The sequence below is a fragment of the Vreelandella titanicae genome, assembly GCF_014697095.1.
GTDB classification, from domain to species: Bacteria; Pseudomonadota; Gammaproteobacteria; order Pseudomonadales; family Halomonadaceae; genus Vreelandella; species Vreelandella titanicae.
On record NZ_CP059082.1, the window covers coordinates 1,068,632 to 1,087,020 of the forward strand.

Genomic DNA, 18,389 nt, shown 5'->3' on the forward strand with positions numbered 1-18,389 from the left:
AGTTTTCGGAAAATTGCGTCATTGCCAGCGTACTTTTCCGAAAGTAAGCGCAATTTATCTGATCGACCGCAAGCATGCCAGTTAGCTGACCTAAAAAGGTGGGTTAAAACAGTTGGCTTTGCTTTTCACCCGCGAAGGGGCCAAGAGCGGGTAATGGCGTCACTTCTCCTAGTGCGTTATAGAGTAAGCGGGCCATGTGGGGAGACTCGCGGTTGTCCGCAGTATGCACAAATAAGAAAGGGGTTTTCCCCTGACTTATCCACAGCTTTAGGCGGGCTTTCCAGGCGGTGAAGTAGTCACTATTAATCGTTTTGTCAATATGGCCAATAAAGCGAATGACAGGAAAATTTGCCGTGGAAAGCACGTGTAGCGGGAGTTTCGGCTTTTCTTGCTGGGCGTGGGCCAAGCCCAAATGGTCATTTTCCGGGGTTGAGAAGAGCGGGCGCACGTCGAGCATCACGCGGTTGGCCGAATAAGTTATCAACAGGCGGTTAAGGGCAATTTCGGCGGCCCCTTTGTGGAAAAACTCAGGATGCCGAACCTCGACCGCGCAAGGCAAATGGGTAGGCCAAGCGGCAAGTAGCGCTTCAAGCTGGGGAAGCTCTTGGGGGCCGAAATCTCGTGGTAGTTGCACCATGGTGGGGCCAAGGCGGTCGTGCAGAGGTTCTAGCGCCGCTAAAAATGCCCAGGCCTCCTCTAACCGCGTTAGCCGTTGATCGTGGGTTACGCTGGCAGGTAATTTAAAACAAAAGCGAAAGTGGGATGGTGCCTGGCGCGCCCAGGCAGCAATGGTGTCCGGCTTTGGGGTACCGCTATAAAAGGTAGTGTTGCCCTCAACGCTGGAAAACACCGCCGCGTAATCGCTTAGCAGCTCAGTTTTGGCGTGGCGTGGATAAAGGTTGCCCAGCCAGTCTTGATTGGCCCACATAGGCAAGCCTAGATAAAGAGGAAGCGTCATGGGTGCCAGCCTACATCGACAAGATCAAGCGCTAATGTAACAGGTTAAGAGCCTTGCCCGTTAAGCGTGAATGGCGGCTCTAAAACGTCTATAGATGCGGCGCCAGTATGCCGTGGGTGAGCAGAGGCTGGCGCACTGGCGGGTTAGCAGCTAATGGTGGTGCGGATAAGACGCGCTTTTGATTGCAGCAGCGGCAAGTACTCTTTGAGCAGGGTGTCTAAATCGATACGTGCCGCGTTGGTACTAATGTTAATAGCCCCTAACAGTTTGCCATTCGCATCAAACGCCGGTACCGCCAGCGAGCGTAAGCCTGAATCCAGCTCTTGATCGGCAATGGCGTAGCCTTGCTGGCGGGCCTTGTGAATACACTTTTTTAGTTCGCTTTTAGAGGTAAAGGTTTTATCCGTATGGCGCTGTAGGGTTATTCGCTCTAAGTAGGCATCCAACTCAGCCTCTGACAGCTGGGCTAGCAGAACGCGCCCCATTGAGGTGTATGCGGCCGGTAAACGGGTTCCTATGGACAGAGTAATGGCCATCAAGCGGTGACGCGCCGCTGAGCGCGCAACATAAATGACATCATCGCCATCAAGTACACCCAATGAGGATGACTCACCGCATTCGTTGGTTATCTCCTCCAAATACTGCTGAATAGCGCTGCGATAATTATTGGCGGACAAAAACGAGTAACCCAGTTGCAGTACTCGCGGCGCTAGCTCAAAGTAGCGCTGCTGTTTGCGCACATAGCCGAGTGCATGCAGGGTGAGCAGAAAGCGTCGGGCCTTGGCCCGGTTCATGCCTGTGCGTGCGGCCACTTCGCTAAGCGTCATCCTTGGGTGGCCCTCATCAAATGCTAAAATCACTTCCAGGCCACTCGCCAGCGCTGTCACGAAGTCGCGGTCATCGGGGGTTAACATTTCATCCTGAAGCTGTTCTTCCATCGGTGTCCACTCATCGGAATAGGCGTAAATTTTAAAGATCAATATAGCATATTGTTCGAATGGCGAACATGTATGCGCGACTTTGGCTGGCGAATATATTCGCCGTGTACGGCGCTATAAACGGTTGAGCGCTTGAACCAATGTGCGTAGATCTTTAATCGTGATGACATCGGCTGGGAAAGGAGATTGAGCGGGATTCGCTGTAACACCGACAAAAAGCGTTCCGTTTGAGCGTGCGGCGCGATAGTCATTATACGAATCGCCAATCATAACGGTGGCTTTCACTGCTAGTTGGTGTCGGGTGAGTAAGTTGCGTAAGCCCGTGGCTTTGTCTGGGGGCGCTCCCACCACCTCTTTAAAGTAAGGCGCCAACTGGCGCTGCTCCACAATGGCCTTGAGTTCCTGTTCGGGGGTGGCAGAGAGCAAATATAGCCACTGGTGGTGGTGCCAATCGCTTAAAAATTCTAGCGCTCCGGGAATGGGCGGTGCGGTCAGTAAGTGCTCTTCGACACTGGCTTTAAATTGCTCACAAAGCGCCTGAATACGTGCGTCACTGGCTCGCTTGCCCAGGATGTGTTCTTCAATATGGCGAAACTTGACCTCTCTAGGCTGACCACCGCGTCTGCTAAGGTAGGCCACGATGGCGCGGTACTGAGCTTCCGGCGCTTGACAGTATACGTCGGCAAACGCCTGGCGTTTTAGGGTTGCTGAATCGAGAACAACGCCATCGAAGTCAAACACCAATGCATAAGAAGGAATCGTATCGTCATCACTCACGGAACTACTCCGCTGGCTAGGTTCCAGGCAAAAAACGGCACTATACCTAGGCGACAAGTGCCGTTACACGAACATTAGCTACGTTTGAAGCGTGAATATAACCAACTTTTTAGGGGAGTATTGCCTAGTAAAACCAGCACAATCACTGAGGTAAGCACTAATGAAAGTGGGTTGATTACCAGCGCGAGTAGGAAATCCGTACTGCTGTCACCGACCGATGACATAGCCTGTCGGTAAGATTCATCCAGCAGCGGGCCAAGAATGACACCGAGAATAATCGGGCCCATCTGAAAGCCAAACATCTTCAGCCAGTAGCCCAATATGCCAAAGCCTAGCATCCAATAAACTTCTGTCATGCTGCTGTTAAGCGAGTAGGTACCTACCACACACAGCACCAATATCAGCGGGATCATAATGGCTTTAGGCACTTCAACAATTTTTGAAAAAAGCTTAATACCGGTGAGCCCAAAGATGAGCAGGAATATATTGGCCAATGCTAAATTGCCGACCGTAAACCAAAAGATATAGGGTGTTTCGATCATCAGCATTGGGCCTGGATTCAGGCCATGAATGACTAGTGCACCGATAATAACGGCGGTGACTGCGTCACCCGGCATGCCGAGGGTAAGCATAGGTACGTAAGCGCCACCCACTGCTGCGTTATTGGCGGTTTCAGGTGCCACAAGCCCTTCATACGCGCCTTCACCAAAAGGCACTTCAGGGTTTTTAACTGTGCGCTTGGCGTGATCATAAGCAAACAGTGATGCAATATCTCCGCCAGTACCGGGGAGAGCGCCAACCACGACGCCGATAATAGACGTGCGTAAAGAAAGCGGTAAAAACTTGAGCACCATATTAAGAGGCGGAACGATCTTATCGACGTTCTGTTTAACGGGCACTTTGGCCATATTATGTAGCTGGTAAAACGCTTCCGCGACACCAAACAGGCCAATCATGACCACCACGTAATGAATCCCGCCCAGCAGTTCCATACTACCCATGGTTAGGCGTGGCTGGGCGGTTACCATGTCCATGCCGACCAACCCAATGGTGGCCCCCAGGGCGACAGAGAAAATACCGCGTGCAAGCGATTTACCCGATAGCGAGCTGACCAATAGTAAACCCATGACGGCGATTAAAAAGTAGTCGCGGGGGGCAAATTTAAGAGCAAGATCGGCAAGGTGCGGGGCCGTGGCAGCGAGTACGGCCACACCAATCAAGCCACCGATGACCGACATCACGGTGCTCAGACCGATCGCTTTGCCCGCTTCACCTTTCTGGGCTAACGGGTAACCGTCGAAAGCAGTTGTGACCGCTGATGGGGCGCCAGGAATATTGAGCAGGATGGCCGTGCGCGAACCGCCGTAAACGCCGCCGACATAAATACCCACCATCAGCGCTAGCGCGTTATTAATGTCCCAGGAAAACGTAAATGAAATCAGAATGGAGACGGCCATCGTAACCGAGAGGCCGGGAATAGCGCCGATGTAAATACCGGCGATCACGCCCAGGGCAGTTAAGCCCAATAGACCTGGATCAAGCCAAGCCATGAGCAGATAGGAGAAGGTATCACTCATTGGATGCCTCGGGGTTCATTATCAAGGAAGATAGACACGAAACACTATCGTGAAAAGTACATAAATTACCGCAATGGCAAGCGAAGCAATCACTAGAGAACTAATGATTTTTCCTTGACGATAATAAATGAACATAGCGGCTAAAAAGATAAAGGTGCTTACATAGAAGCTTGTCCATACGATAGCTACTAAATAGAGCATCGATACTATCGAGAACACCACAATATGCGTTTTAAAATGCTCATGTAAAAACACTTTAAACTCTTGGCTAGCGCTGTGAATTTGGGGATCTCGCTGCTTGCGCCGATGGCTGAAGATAATGGCTATTGAGGAAGCGAGCATTATCAAGGCGAGCCCGACAGGAAATGAGCCAGCGGAGTTCAGCTGCACCCCATTATCGATACGATAAGCCTCGTAGAGGACGCCGACACTAAACAGCAGAAGCAACCAGTCAAAGACCTTTTCTCCCGCCCGAACGCGCTCAATTTTTTTAGTCATACAGAGACTCCAAGGGGACAGGTGGTAATCCTGTCCCCTAAGTCATAGGAAGATAGCGTTAGGGGCGTGGAATACCTAACTCTTCAGGGGATTTTTCGACCGCATCCGCTTCGAACATTGACCATGCTGTGACGGATTGCCAGTTATCCAGGTATTGCTGCGCTTCTTCACCGTTGAGGTTGAGCGATTCGCCACCAAAATTAGCTAAGAACTCTTGGAAACCATCGCTGGCAACGGCCTGCTCGTAAGCATCTTCCAAGGTAGCTTTTACGTCATCGGGTGTATCTTCACGCACAAAGACACCCCAGAACGGGCCCCAAGGCAAGAATGAATCAAGCTCTGGGATAGCATCGGTGATCGGCGGAACGTCCGGCAGATCCTCCAGTTCTTCACTACCCAGCACGGCCAGGCCCTTCAGGCGGCCCGCGCGGATTTGTTCGGCCACAGCAGAAAGACTTAGCGGCATAAAGTCGATATGTTCACCCAGCAGTGCCGTAACACCAGGTCCATCTCCACCGAAGGTCACTGTGCGAACATTAAGATCGTCGACAGAGTTGATCATTGCGTGAATCGTACTGGGCAAGCCACCGGCACCGGTACCGCCCATTTTGAGCTCGTCGGGGTTTTCGTGGGCGTACTCAAGCAGCTCAGCGAAAGTATCGAATGGGCTATTAGGATGGGTGGCAATGACCACCCGGCCTTGGCCGATAATATTGATAGGATACATATCATCGTAGGTGAAATCGGCTAAGCCCATTAGTGGGTATAGCTGGGGATTCTCTGCACCAAACAGCAGGTTATAGCCGTCAGGGCGCTGGCGCATGACGTGGTTCATGCCAATAACGCCAGTACCCCCTGGACGGTTGGTGAGAACAATAGTGGTATCCAGAACCTCTTCCACGTGGGGCGTCAGGCTGCGTACGACGTTGTCGGTGGCGCCCCCGGCTCCCCACTGGATGGTACCTTGAATGTTACGGTCAGGATAATCGGCGAGGGCGCCCCCCGCGACTGCCAAAGAGCCGATAGCGATAGCCAACTGGGTGAAAAGTGGCTTAGTCATAATGCTTATCCTCCAACGAGTTATTATATTAGTTGCTGCCAAAGGCGATATTAGTTCGCCTTACGAACTTAAGTGCTTAAGGCGAACACTAGTGATCGCTATGGCGGCTGTCAATCAACAAACCTTCGTATAAGACCAAGGTTTAATATTGCGTGAGGGCCGTTACAAGGCAGTACTAAACATGCTGTTTTAGCAGGTGTTAATAGAGTTTTGGGCGCATTAGCCATTGTTTCTGATAACAATAAACCTCTATTACCTCTATATAGTAACGGTTTTTGATAGGTGTCGTGTTAGTCGTATAGGGAACAGGTTGCCACACCCCCCGTCCTATCGTGCATAATGCGAACTAAAGAACGCTATGCGAACAATGGTCACCTATACTGAAAGCCATTAGCTCAGCCATAGCGACACATAATAGTCGTGGTGCTAGAGCTCATTCGCTTGAAAGCACTACCTGGGAGGATGCTATGCGCGCAATCGCCACTGTTTGTTTAAGCGGAGACCTGCGAACTAAGCTGGAAGCCATTGCCCGTGCCGGTTTTGATGGCGTAGAAATATTTGAAAACGACCTGCTCTCTTTTGATGGCTCGCCGCAGGAAGTGCGTGCGCTGTGTGAGCGCCTGGGGCTGAAGATCGTTGCCTTTCAACCGTTTCGCGATTTTGAGGCGATGCCGGAGCCGCAGCGCAGCCGCAATCTAAAGCGTGCAGAGCGAAAATTTGAACTGATGGAGCAGTTAGGCACTGATTTTCTGCTGGTGTGTAGCAATGTATCCCCTCAGGCCATGGACGATATGGATCGCGTAGTGGCCGATTTGCGCGAGCTTGCCGAGCTGGCAGCGAAGCGGAATATTCGGGTGGGGTTTGAAGCGTTGGCCTGGGGGAGGCATATTTCTGACTACCGCGATACGTGGGAAGCCGTGCGGCGCGTCGATCATCCTAATTTGGGCATTGTGCTCGACAGCTTTCACATTCTATCGCGTGGCCATGATCTCTCTGCCATCGGCAAAATCCCTAAACAAAAGATCTTCTTCGTCCAGGTGGCAGATGCGCCGCTGCTGGATATGGATGTACTGCAGTGGAGCCGTCACTTCCGCTGCTTTCCCGGCCAAGGTCGCCTACCGCTGAAAGCCTTCATGGCCGAACTCGCCAAAACCGGTTACGACGGCCCGCTGTCGCTGGAAATTTTTAGCGACGCCTTTCGCGCCGCACCAACTGAAATCACTGCCCTGGATGGTCTTCGTTCGCTCATTCTGCTCGAAAACCTTATCGAGGAGGGCCCCTGGGCAAGCCCTATTCCCCCGGCGCCCAACTACAACGGCATTCATTTTATAGAGTTTACCCTCGACGAAGAGAGCGCCGCGCCGCTCGGCGAATTTATCGATGCACTGGGCTTTCGTCATGTAGGCCGCCATCGCTCCAAAAATGTCGAGCTCTGGAAGCAGGGTGAGATTCATCTGGTGCTCAATTTTGAAACGGACAGCTTTGCCCATACTTTCCGGCTGCTTCACGGCACCTCAGTGTGTGCGGTGGGTTTCCGTGTTGATGATGTTGAACGCGGGCTTGCCCGTGCAAAAGCATTTAAAGCACAGACATTCCGTGGCCAGGTGGGCGAAGGCGAGATGGAAATCTCAGCGCTGCGGGGTATAGAAGGCAGCCTTGTTTACCTGGTGGATGATCAAGCGGCTGAGGACTTGCAGTGGCGAACCGATTTTGAACTGTTTGACCAAGAGAGCCGCAATGAGGCCGGTCTCACCCGGGTAGATCACCTCTCTTACGTACTGCCCGCTACGCAGCTACTCAGTTGGCAGCTCTTTCACCGCACCGTATTTGGATTTAACGCGGCCGCAGAGAACGAGATCATCGACCCAAGGGGCATGATGATCAGCCAAGCGGTGATTAGCCCAGAGCAGAGTATTCGCATCCCGTTGACGGTTTCACAGGCCCAGGATACCCAGCCAGGGCGTTTTCTGAGCGAGTTTCGCGGTGGCGTGCAGCAGATCGCCTTTGAAAGCCACGATATCTTCGCCACGGTTGATGAGCTACAAGCGCGCGGCTTGCCGCTGCTGAAAATTCCGCAGAATTACTACGACGATCTTGAAGCACGCTACGGGCTGGAAGAGGAGCTGTTAGAGGCAATGCGTAAGCGCAATATTCTGTTTGATCGCAACGACGAAGGCGACTTCTTCCACGCCTATACGGAAACTTTCTCGGGCCGATTTTTCTTCGAAATCGTTGAGCGGCGTGGCGCCTATCAGCAGTTTGGCGCCGCTAACGCGGGCATTCGCTTGGCCGCTCAGGCCGCCCAGCGCTAATTAGCAACACGAAATCATCGTGGAGAACAGTGACCGAATTTATTTGCGGCGGCAAAGCAAGCGGGCACTACGGCGGTTAGCGGTGTTAGCCTATTTGTGTTTCAAGGCGTCGACGCCTCCAAGCGCGCAGCGGCTGATCAGCAGTCCGCTACGCTATTTGCCCACTACCATCGTGAACTGCTCAAGGAAAACGATACATGAGCCAAGGTAAAGTGTTAGTGCTGCACGGCCCTAATTTGAATCTGCTCGGCACTCGCCAGCCGGAAATCTATGGCTACGAGACCCTGGAAGACGTCAATAACGCGCTGCGGGAAAAAGCCGTTATGGCTGACTGGGAGCTTAACTGCCTGCAGAGCAACCATGAAGGCGCGCTAATTGACGCTATTCATGCGGCACGGCTGGATGGCACTCAGGCGATTATCATCAATCCCGCTGCCTATACCCACACCTCGGTGGCTATTCTGGATGCGCTTAACGCTTTTGAGGGCCAGGTTATCGAAGTGCATATTTCTAATGTGCACAAGCGCGAAAGCTTCCGCCACCACTCCTATGTATCGCTGCGCGCCGATGGCGTTATCGCTGGGCTGGGAACACAGGGATATCAGGCGGCTTTAGACGCCCTTATGAAGTCGGCAAGCACTTCATAAGGTGAGACTTCAATAACGGGGAAAGTTGTTATGGCGTAGCCGGAAGCTGTCAGCGATGAGAATCCTGCTGCGCCCTATGAATATCTGCCAACTCTAATGTATAAAGCAGTGTCTGTTGATTAGCTTATTAAGTTAAATACACTTTAGTTTCAGTTATTTATACTAAAGTCGTGTTTTTTATGACTAAAGTAAAAGAGTAATCTCGTTGTATGTAGCGCGAATAGATGTACGAAATGCGAACATAAAAACAAAGCAATAATAGGAAGTTAAAATGAAAAAAATCTTTGCCGCAACCTGTCTCGCCGTTTGCAGCAGCGCCTTGGCTCTCGGTCTCACTGTTTCCTCCGCTAGCGCCAATGAGTGGCCGACTAGCGATATTCGCCTGGTCGTTCCTTATGCGCCGGGTGGCACTACCGATGTCTTGTCCCGTCGCGTTGCTGATCTCCTCCAGCAAGAACTTGATGCCAATGTCATTGTAGAAAACCGCCCAGGCGCGGGCTCCACTGTCGGCACCGGCAGGCTCGCCCGCGGTGGCCGTGATGCTGACCACACCATCCTGATGGCATCCCCAGGGCACACGATTGGTGCCGCGATCTACCCAGACCTGGCCTACGACCCCGTTGAAGATTTCGTTTTTCTACAAAATATGATCGATATTCCCAATGTCATGGTGGTGCCCGCAGACAGCCCCTATGAGAATGTTATTGAGTTTATCGAAGCTGCGAAAGAAGACAACATGACCTTCAGCCACAGCGGCGTAGGTAGCTCCATTCATATGTCGGGTGAGTTATTCAAAACGCTGACCGAAACGAATATGACGGCAGTGCCTTTTGCGGGTAGCGGCGCGGCGCTTCCTGCGTTGCTGAGCGGCGATGTGGATGTTTCGTTTGAGAACATGCCAGCGGTGCTCTCGCACATACGTTCAGGTGATCTACGTGCGCTGGCGGTTACTTCTGCCGAGCGTTCCGAGTACCTTCCCGATGTCCCGACGTTGTCAGAAATCGGTGAATATAACCTCGACCAGTTCATCACGACTGCCTGGTTCGGCCTGATTGCGCACAGCTCTTTCCCTGAAGAGGCCCAGAGCACAATGCGAGAAGCGCTAGCCAATGTCATGGAGCGCGAAGAGTTTCTGGATTTCGCCGAACAGCTGGGTGCTGAGCCGGGCCAAGTGGCCGGTGATGAGTTCAAACAGTTTATCGCCGATGACCTGCAGCGCTGGGAAGAGGTTGCCGAGCAGGCTGGTATCAGTCAATAAGTTCAGTAACCCCCAATAAGCTAAGGCGAGGGCTATGTCCTCGCCTCTCTTATTTGTTAGGAGAAGGCAGCGATGACGACATCGGATTCCCATCGCAGGGTGAGGATAAAGGACATCGGCGATGTGATAGCAGGCGCTGTCCTGCTGGGATTTGCCCTTGTGCTGGTCTTTTACCTGGTACCCAACTACATCAATGAGCCGCCCATTCTGCAAAACCCGATGATGTCGCCCCGCTGGCTGCCCACGATCGTGGGTTGGTTGATTTTGCTGTTTTCCATTCTGCTCATTCTTCAAGGCTTACTGGTAACAGGTGCTCGCGAGGAAGATGAGCGAGCGATTGAAAAGGGCTCGCCGCGGCGTTTCTTTATGATGGTCGTTGCGTTAGTGATCTACGTTGCCCTGTTTGAAACGATGGGCGCGGTGTTCTGTGGCATTCTGGCTACCGTGGTCTTATTCGTAGCTCACCCCGTTCGCACGTGGTGGGTGTATAGCTTGGCCTTCCTGTTTCCCATCGTCGTTACATTCTTATTTGTTGAAGTGATGAATGTACCGCTTCCGATAATGCCGTTTTGGCTCTGATTGACTGATTCTCGTACTAGGTGAGCTATGGAAAATTTTTCGGAAGTCATACACCTATTCTTTACCCTGGAGAACTTCCTGGCGATCGCCGTGGGGGTTGTCATCGGTGTGGTGGTGGGTTCGATCCCAGGATTAACCGCGACAATGGCGGTGGCATTAGCGCTGCCCTTCACCTTCTCAATGCAGCCGATTGCCGCCATCTTGCTGCTAGTGGGGATTTACAAAGGGGGGATGTACGGTGGTTCGATTACGGCGATCTTGATACGCACGCCAGGCTCTCCTGCTTCTGCCTGTACGCTGCTTGACGGCTATCCCATGGCCCAGCAGGGGCATGCGAAGAAAGCCCTCAAGGCGGCGCTATACTCTTCGGTTATCGCCGATTTTATCTCCAACATCGCGCTTATCTTCTTTGCCGCTTATCTGGCTAAGATCGCGCTTAATTTCGGCGCCCCGGAATTTTTCTGGCTGATCTGCTTCTCGCTGACCATTATTATTTCCTTGGCCAGTGGCTCGATGATTAAAGGTTTAATGGCGGCTTTGCTGGGCATTTTGCTTTCCATGGTAGGGCTTGACGATGTCTTTGGCTCTCAGCGGTTGACCTTTGGCAGCTACAACTTAATGGATAGCATCTCCTTTATTCCTTTGTTGATTGGCCTGTTCGCCATACCGGAGATTATTGAGTTTTATCGCAAAAAAGCGGTGCCGCATATTAAGGCTAAGGCCAGTGGTGCTGGCTTGGCGTTTTCCGAACTGAAGCGCTGCATGTCGAGCATCGTACGGGGCAGTTTAATTGGGGTCATCATCGGCGCGATACCGGGTACTGGCGCCACCGCGGCGGCGTTTATTTCTTACAGTGATGCGCGTAGGCGCTCGCCTAATAAGGCTAATTTCGGTAAAGGTGAAGTCGAGGGTGTTGCGGCCGCGGAGGCGGGCAATAATGGCGTCGCGGGCGCTACCATGATCCCTCTGCTCTCGTTAGGTATTCCTGGTGATGTGATTACCGCGATTATCCTCGGCGCCTTTATGGTGCATGGTTTGACGCCTGGCCCGCTGATGTTCCAAGAGAACCTATCACTGATTTATGCGCTGTTTATGGGCATCATGCTCAGCTCCGTTATTTTGCTGGTGGTGGGTAATGTGGCAATTAAGTACTTCTCATTAATTGCTGATATTCCAAAGCCGATTCTGTTTCCCATCGTCCTGATGTTTTGCGTATACGGCGCCTATGCGGTCAATAACGATACCTTCGATGTTGGGTTGATGTTGGCCTTCGGTGTGCTGGGATATATCTTCAATCGGGCGGCGATACCCGCAGCCCCTTTTCTGATCGGTTTTATCCTGGGTCCGATGTTTGAAGATAACCTGCGCCGCTCCCTTTTAATCGGCTCCAATGACCTATCAATTTTTGTACGTGGCCCGATTACTTGGTTCTTTATCGCCCTGACAGTGGGCTCGATTGGCTTGGCGTTTTATCGCTTTTGGGAGGCGCGCAGGAAGCGCCCTATAACGTCTAAGACCTCCTAAACCGCTAAGGCTTTACAAACATTTGAATGTGACAAGAGAACAAGTCAATGAGTGACCACTTTTATAGTGCCGATCGTATCCGCGACCGTTTTTCCCAAGCGATGTCCGATATGTATCAGCAAGAGGTACCCCAGTACGGCACGCTGCTCTCGCTGGTGGCGGACGTTAATCGAGAGGTCATTGAGCGCGATGTCAGGCTAGCGGACACGCTCACTGCAAACGGTGAGATGGAGCGGTTGCACGTTGAGCGACACGGCGCTATCCGGGTGGGCAGCCCCGAAGAATTGGCGCTGTTGCGCCGCATGTTTGCCGTTATGGGCATGTTCCCGGTGGGTTACTATGACCTTTCAGTCGCTGGCGTGCCTGTTCATGCAACGGCGTTTCGTCCCATTGACGATGAAGCCCTGAAGTTAAACCCTTTCCGTTTGTTCACGTCGTTACTCCGGCTTGAGCTCATTGCGGATGCCGAGCTGCGCGATCGGGCGGCGGCGATTATAGCGTCGCGAGAGATCGTCACCCCGCAGGCCGTCGCCCTGATCGAACGCTTTGAGGCTCAGGGTGGGCTCAACGAAGCCGAGGCCGAAACCTTTGTGGTTGAGGCGCTGGAAACCTTCCGCTGGCACCGTGATGCCACTGTCGATTTAGCGACCTATCAAGCGCTACACCAAGAGCATCGCCTGATCGCGGATGTGGTCTGCTTCCGCGGGCCGCATATCAACCACTTGACCCCGCGAACCCTGGACATAGACGCGGTGCAGCAGCGCATGCCGACAAAAGGTATTACCCCGAAGGCGATTATTGAAGGGCCGCCTAGGCGCCACTGCCCGATTCTATTACGGCAAACCAGTTTTAAAGCACTGGAGGAGTCCATCTACTTTGCGGATGAGGCAGAAGGCCAGCATACGGCGCGCTTTGGTGAAATCGAGCAGCGCGGGGTTGCCTTGACCCGTAAAGGGCGAATGCTTTACGACCAGTTGCTGGCTGCTTCACGTCAGGGCGATCCAGCCGTTTCTAATGCTGACCATCAAGCTCATTTAGCCCAAGCGTTTGCTGAGTTTCCTGATGATCAAGACGCGCTGCGCCGCCAAGAGCTGGCATTTTTCCATTACCGTGCAGTGCCGGGGGCTACCACGGCAGAGGACGCCACTAGCGATAACATCGAACGGCTTTTAGCAACGGGTGCGCTGGTGGCAACGCCCATGATCTACGAAGATTTTCTGCCGGTGAGTGCGGCGGGCATCTTCCAGTCTAACCTGGGCGATGGGACGCGCGATGAGTACAGCAGCCACTCCAGCCAGCAGACGTTTGAGCAGGCCCTGGGCACCGCCGTGACGGATGAAATTGCGCTGTATGAGCGTCGCCAAGCCAACTCGCTGGCCCAGGCACTTGCCGAGCTGGGCGGCGCATAAGGGGGAGTAGCCTGCGCTGAGCGCGCTGCCCTTGGTTGGCCTATCCGACCGTAACACCGCCGCAAACAAACAGCGTTTGGCCGGTCATAAAGCCGCTTCGGTCGTCGCAAAAGAAGCTGACGGCCTGGGCTACGTCTTCGGGCTGACCCATACGCTTTAACGGAATATTATCGATGATGCGACGGGCGCGCTCAGAATCGGGAGGATTATTCTCCCAAAAGGCACTGGTAGCAATGGGCCCTGGGGCAACGCAGTTAACCGTGATGCCGTGTTCCGCCAGCTCCAACGCCCAGGTTCTCGCCATAGACTGCAGCGCTCCTTTCGTGGCGCTGTAAATGGTGCGCGCCTCTTTGCCGAGCACCACGCGGCTGGCATTGATGACGATGCGCCCCATACCGGCTGCTTTCATGGAAGGCAGCAGTGCCTGTGTGCATATCAGCGCCGAGCGGACGTTCAGGTGCATTAATGTGTCGAAGTCTTCAAGCCGCGTCTCTTCAAGCAGCGCGGGGGCGACAATGCCTACGTTATTGATCAACCGGGTCACCGTATGGCGTTCGACTATTTTCGCCATCACCCGGCGGGTGGCATCGGCATCGGCAAGGTCGACCAGGACGGCATCAGCTTGCAAAGACGCTGCTTCCGGCTCAACAATATCCACCACGATAACCTGGTAACCCTCCTGCTGGAGACGCAGGGCAATGGCTTGGCCGATGTTTCTAGCCCCGCCGGTCACCACGGCGCAGTGATGCTGAGATGTTCTGCTTTGATCAGAGTGTGAATGCATTTTTGTTATCCTTGGCGGTCATCAATCTTTGTTTTTGTATAAACCCAAACGTTAAAACGTCATCAGTCCCGACATCGTCATCAACCAAATTATTAGGCTAAGCGTAAAGAAGGAGGCTATAGTCGCCACCAGCAGAGCCGCCGCGCTCACCCCGGCTAAGCCATAGCGCTGGCCGAGTAGGGGGTAAATGCTGATCAACGGAGCGGCAGCAAACAGCAGCGCACCGGCCATATAAAGTGGGTCGATACCTGGGACAAGATAAAAGGCGATGAATATAGCCAGTGGGTGAAAGAGGAGTTTGCCGGCCACTATTTGGCCAACGTCCCTGGCCATTCCTTTCACCTGCAGGCCAAACAGCGCCCCGCCAATGACGAAAAGCGCCGCAGGGCCAGCTGCATCGGCTAGCATATCAATGGCTTTAAACAGCGGGCCAGGTATCTGCACGTGGGATACCGCGAGACTAATGCCGACCAGTAAACCAATCAGCACCGGATTTTTGATTAGGCTAAGCGCTGTGTGTTTGACCGTTTTCCATACGCTGGAACCTTGATGGCTGCCCATTTCAGCTAAAATCAGCGCGGCGGGAATAATAAGCAGGTTTTCAATGACCATATTCAGCGCCAAGAGCACCGCCGCTGGGGAGCCAATGACCATGGCCGCCACCGGGTAGCCGACAAAGCCACTGTTGGACGCAGCCATACCTAGGGCCTGCATGGCACTGGCGTTAAGGGGCTGGCGCTGTCGTTTTAAGCAGAGCAGCAACCCCCCACTAAACACGGCGATAGAGCCCAGGCCGTAAGCAACCAGGTAGTTGAGCTTGAAAATATCTTCCAGAGGCTGCTGGGTTAACGCACGAATCACGAGCGCGGGCAGCGCGCAGTAAAGTACAAATACGCCCACCCCCTGCATCTGATCGCGCTGAATAATACCGCTCCATCTCGCTATATAGCCTAAGCCAATGAGTAGGAATATGGGCGTGGTAATCCCAAGTATAGCGAGCATGGCGGCCCCTTAGCGCATGAAGGCAAATGGTTAAGTTCGAATAACGAATAATTGTACGCTATTTCTCTTGCGCTTCATGGCATGGAGTGAACAGAAGGCGTGACAAGTTGCTCGATATAATGCGTACGCAGCGGTGTCACATGCGGATCGATCTGTTCAGAGGTGATGCAATCGGTGTTTTCAGCCCGCAGAGGGTCAGGGTCAAACAGCAGCATCTTGAGTGCTGCCGTTAATTTCAGCTTCCAAGCGCTGCTGCTCGGTGACGCGCACAAAAGCATTCGGCGCGTCCAGCCCTTGGTAACCTTCACGCTGCACCAGCTCGAAGAAGAACGCTTGTCGGCCGGGCTGGGTATACAACTGATGGAAGTCACCGTCGCTGTCCTGATCAAAGAGGATGTGGTGCGCTTGCATCCATTGCAGGGTTTGCGCCGATAGGTCGAAGCGCGCGGCCAGGTCGCGGTAGTAATTCCCGGGAATCGGCAGTACCGGCGTGCCCGCCTGCTGCAGCGCTGCGCTGATGTCGCGCATGGCGTTGGTGTGCAGGGCGACATGATGAATCCCCGAGCCGCCGTATTGGCGCACAAAGCGGTTGCTGGCGGTATCCGGCGAGGCGCTGGCGTCCCCCTTCTCTTCCAGCGAGCCGCTTAGGCAAACCGTGGCAATGGATGAGTACATGGCATCACGCTCCTTACATTGAGTAACATCAGTAACCCGCCAGGCGCGGCAGAAAAGTGACCAGCGCTGGTATGAAAGTAATCAGCAGCAGAATCAACACTGCATTTCTAGAATATTTTCGCGTAAAAAGTTCTTGGGTACAGTCTCTCTACTTGTTTTCCTGAAGCATTAACCCCTTAAACTTTGGTTTTTTATTGCTGTTTTGGATAGCCAGCGCTTTCAGATAAACATTTTGCGTGCGCATTATGTGTTCATGGAGTGTTTCTTCAAATGCAGATATTTTGTTTTCTTTCAAGTGGTTAATCATTGTTATATGTTCTCTAAAGCTTATTGCTCTTAGTTCACTTTGAGGAGAAGTGATAGAGACTCGTAAAGCAGCAATGCGACTATTAATTAAGTTGAATGCGTTGCTCAAGTATTTATTGTCACAGTATTCAAAAAAAGTTTGGTGATATGAGTTGTCTAGCTTTGAATATTCGAAAGCGTTGTTACTCTCCATTGCAACGTGCATTTTTTGAGCAATATGTACTAGCGATTTTACTAGTTTTATTGGTTTTTTATAAAAGCTACGTTTTGCCGCTTGTAGCTCTACCATAAACCGGAAATCACAAATGTCTACTACATCTGAATTGTTTGGCTTAAACACAAAGCTGCCACGCTTAGGTTTTACGATAACAAGACCAACTGTTTGAAGTCTTGCTAGAGCGTCTCTAATGGGGGTTCTGCTTACACCTAACTTGAGAGAAAGCGCTTCTTCAGAGATCTTTTCACCAAGGGCAAAATCACCATTTATAATAGCTAACTGAAGCCTCTCAGTAACTATGTCAGTCAATGATTGAACGGCTCCAATATGGAGTTTTTGACTCATTATAAGTACCCACTGCGTTGAGTGTTTTGGTACTTTCGGAGAAGGCCTAGTAATAAAGGCATAAACCATATGCAAAGTGTAATAATACCAAGCGTTGCAGCTATCGGGCGTGAGAAAAACTCAAGAAAATTGCCGTCACTTTTTATGAGAGATGTAATTAAATTGCTTTCAAGCATTGGCCCCATAACTATTCCCAAAATAGCAGGAGCTACAGGCAAACCATTCTCTTCCATAAAGTAGGCTAGCAGTCCCAATAACAGCATAATCACAATGCCCGTGTATGTGTTGTCGATAGCATAAGAACCAGCTATGGCAAAGATTAAAATGAAAGGAATTAAAATTGATTTTTTTACCTGTAAAAGATGGCGTGAAATTAATATGGCAACCAATCCAAGAGGGATTATTAATAAGTTGGCAACTAAGAAAGTGATAAAGATAGCAGTTACTTCTACACCTTTAGTAATGAACACCAAGGGCCCAGGGTTTAGTCCCTTGGCATAGAGAACGCCGATGACAATCGCTGTAATTGAATCTCCAGGAATGCCAAATACCATCGCGGGAACATAAGCACCAGAAAGTGAAGAATTGTTAGCAGAGCAAGCGTCGACTAATCCTTCATCATGGCCTGAGCCGTATTTTTCGGGATACCGAGACATTTTTTTGGAGACAGCGTATGAAATCCAGCTTCCAATATCTGAACCAGCACCAGGCAAAATTCCTACTGCGTTGCCTATCGCAGAGCCACGCAACATATTAAGCTTATACTTATATAAGGTCTTGCCTAGCCCTGAGAATAGAGAGCGAACACTGACATGTACAGGTGCTTCTTCGCTTGAGTCTTTATAAACGATTGTGCGAATAATTTCGGGAATAGCAAACATGCCAATTAATGCAGGAATAAAGGCAACTCCTGAAAGTATCGCATCTATTCCAAAGACAAAGCGAGGGTGTCCAGCGGTTGAGTCGAGGCCAATGGTTGCAATAAAAAGCCCTATGCCCAGTGAAAGCAAGCTTTTAAGTATTGAACCACTACCTAATATCACCGCCGCCGTCAACCCGAGTAATGCCAGCCAAAAGTACTCTGTGGAGGTGAAGTTTAATGATACTAAGGCAAGCTTCGGTGCAGTAAACATTAGAACCAATGAACCAAAGATACCACCAAAAGCAGCACAAAAAACCGATATACCAAGAGCATGACCTACTTTACCTTTAACTGCGAGGCCATTCATATCATTAACATACGCAGCCGATGCAGCTGTGCCAGGAATTCTCAGTAAGGCGGTAGGAATGTCAGAAGCAAAAATCGCCATAGCAGCTGTTGTCACGATAGCGGCGATGGCAGGCACTGGATCCATAAAAAAAGTAATGGGCACCAATATCGCGGTCGCCATTGTGGCTGAAAGGCCAGGGATAGCACCAACAAACAGGCCAAATAACGCACTAGCAAAAATAATGCTTAGTGTCGTGTAATTAAATACTAAGGGAAGGGCGCTCGCAATATTATCAATCATTTTGAATATTCC

General features: G+C 51.7%; 17 protein-coding genes. 6 read left to right on the top strand and 11 right to left on the bottom strand.

What is annotated here, in order from left to right; all coding sequences use genetic code 11:
• Nucleotides 1-103: 103 nt before the first annotated feature.
• From HZS52_RS05055 to HZS52_RS05080, 6 genes are all read right to left on the bottom strand, one after another.
• A complete protein-coding gene (locus tag HZS52_RS05055; protein WP_190374246.1) occupies nt 104-958 on the bottom strand; it encodes a DUF72 domain-containing protein in 855 nt (284 codons plus the stop codon).
• A 143-nt stretch (nt 959-1,101) separates the two neighbouring features.
• Entirely contained in the window at nt 1,102-1,896 is a 795-nt protein-coding gene (locus tag HZS52_RS05060; RefSeq protein WP_022521123.1) for an IclR family transcriptional regulator domain-containing protein, read from the bottom strand.
• Nucleotides 1,897-2,010: 114 nt separating this feature from the next.
• On the bottom strand, nt 2,011-2,673 hold the full coding sequence (locus tag HZS52_RS05065) for an HAD family hydrolase (RefSeq protein WP_022521124.1): 663 nt from the start codon (nt 2,671-2,673) through the stop codon (nt 2,011-2,013).
• 74 nt (nt 2,674-2,747) lie between these two features.
• On the bottom strand, nt 2,748-4,250 hold the full coding sequence (locus tag HZS52_RS05070) for a tripartite tricarboxylate transporter permease (RefSeq protein ID WP_022521125.1): 1,503 nt from the start codon (nt 4,248-4,250) through the stop codon (nt 2,748-2,750).
• A gap of 21 nt (nt 4,251-4,271) precedes the next feature.
• Nucleotides 4,272-4,748, bottom strand: a complete 477-nt coding sequence (locus HZS52_RS05075; protein WP_022521126.1) for a tripartite tricarboxylate transporter TctB family protein — start codon at nt 4,746-4,748, stop codon at nt 4,272-4,274.
• A 58-nt stretch (nt 4,749-4,806) separates the two neighbouring features.
• Complete coding sequence (locus HZS52_RS05080) at nt 4,807-5,808, bottom strand: tripartite tricarboxylate transporter substrate binding protein (RefSeq protein WP_022521127.1); 1,002 nt, start codon at nt 5,806-5,808, stop codon at nt 4,807-4,809.
• Nucleotides 5,809-6,275: 467 nt separating this feature from the next.
• On the opposite strand from HZS52_RS05080, the gene HZS52_RS05085 reads away from it, so the two are divergent.
• From HZS52_RS05085 to hglS, 6 genes are all read left to right on the top strand, one after another.
• Complete coding sequence (locus HZS52_RS05085; protein ID WP_190374247.1) at nt 6,276-8,120, top strand: bifunctional sugar phosphate isomerase/epimerase/4-hydroxyphenylpyruvate dioxygenase family protein; 1,845 nt, start codon at nt 6,276-6,278, stop codon at nt 8,118-8,120.
• Between the two features lie 197 nt (nt 8,121-8,317).
• On the top strand, nt 8,318-8,767 hold the full coding sequence (gene aroQ, locus HZS52_RS05090; protein WP_035582188.1) for a type II 3-dehydroquinate dehydratase: 450 nt from the start codon (nt 8,318-8,320) through the stop codon (nt 8,765-8,767).
• 271 nt (nt 8,768-9,038) lie between these two features.
• On the top strand, nt 9,039-10,025 hold the full coding sequence (locus tag HZS52_RS05095; protein WP_022521133.1) for a Bug family tripartite tricarboxylate transporter substrate binding protein: 987 nt from the start codon (nt 9,039-9,041) through the stop codon (nt 10,023-10,025).
• 72 nt (nt 10,026-10,097) lie between these two features.
• Nucleotides 10,098-10,604, top strand: a complete 507-nt coding sequence (locus HZS52_RS05100) for a tripartite tricarboxylate transporter TctB family protein (RefSeq protein ID WP_190374248.1) — start codon at nt 10,098-10,100, stop codon at nt 10,602-10,604.
• Between the two features lie 27 nt (nt 10,605-10,631).
• On the top strand, nt 10,632-12,128 hold the full coding sequence (locus HZS52_RS05105; protein WP_022521135.1) for a tripartite tricarboxylate transporter permease: 1,497 nt from the start codon (nt 10,632-10,634) through the stop codon (nt 12,126-12,128).
• A 47-nt stretch (nt 12,129-12,175) separates the two neighbouring features.
• A complete protein-coding gene (hglS, locus tag HZS52_RS05110) occupies nt 12,176-13,537 on the top strand; it encodes a 2-oxoadipate dioxygenase/decarboxylase HglS (protein WP_190374249.1) in 1,362 nt (453 codons plus the stop codon).
• A 40-nt stretch (nt 13,538-13,577) separates the two neighbouring features.
• Here hglS and HZS52_RS05115 read toward each other — a convergent pair whose 3' ends face one another.
• The 5 genes from HZS52_RS05115 to HZS52_RS05135 all read right to left on the bottom strand — a co-directional run bounded on the left by HZS52_RS05115 (nt 13,578) and on the right by HZS52_RS05135 (nt 18,377).
• Nucleotides 13,578-14,321, bottom strand: a complete 744-nt coding sequence (locus HZS52_RS05115; protein ID WP_190374250.1) for an SDR family NAD(P)-dependent oxidoreductase — start codon at nt 14,319-14,321, stop codon at nt 13,578-13,580.
• Nucleotides 14,322-14,372: 51 nt separating this feature from the next.
• Nucleotides 14,373-15,323: an AEC family transporter gene (locus HZS52_RS05120; protein ID WP_022521138.1), complete on the bottom strand. Its 951-nt coding sequence runs from the start codon at nt 15,321-15,323 to the stop codon at nt 14,373-14,375.
• Between the two features lie 201 nt (nt 15,324-15,524).
• The gene (locus HZS52_RS05125; protein ID WP_190374251.1) at nt 15,525-15,998 is read right to left on the bottom strand and encodes a hypothetical protein; all 474 of its coding nucleotides are present in this window, start codon (nt 15,996-15,998) and stop codon (nt 15,525-15,527) included.
• A gap of 148 nt (nt 15,999-16,146) precedes the next feature.
• A complete protein-coding gene (locus HZS52_RS05130; RefSeq protein ID WP_190374252.1) occupies nt 16,147-16,866 on the bottom strand; it encodes a GntR family transcriptional regulator in 720 nt (239 codons plus the stop codon).
• A complete protein-coding gene (locus HZS52_RS05135) occupies nt 16,866-18,377 on the bottom strand; it encodes a tripartite tricarboxylate transporter permease (RefSeq protein ID WP_190374253.1) in 1,512 nt (503 codons plus the stop codon). The genes HZS52_RS05130 and HZS52_RS05135 overlap by 1 nt, the downstream gene beginning before the upstream one ends.
• Nucleotides 18,378-18,389 lie beyond the last annotated feature (12 nt).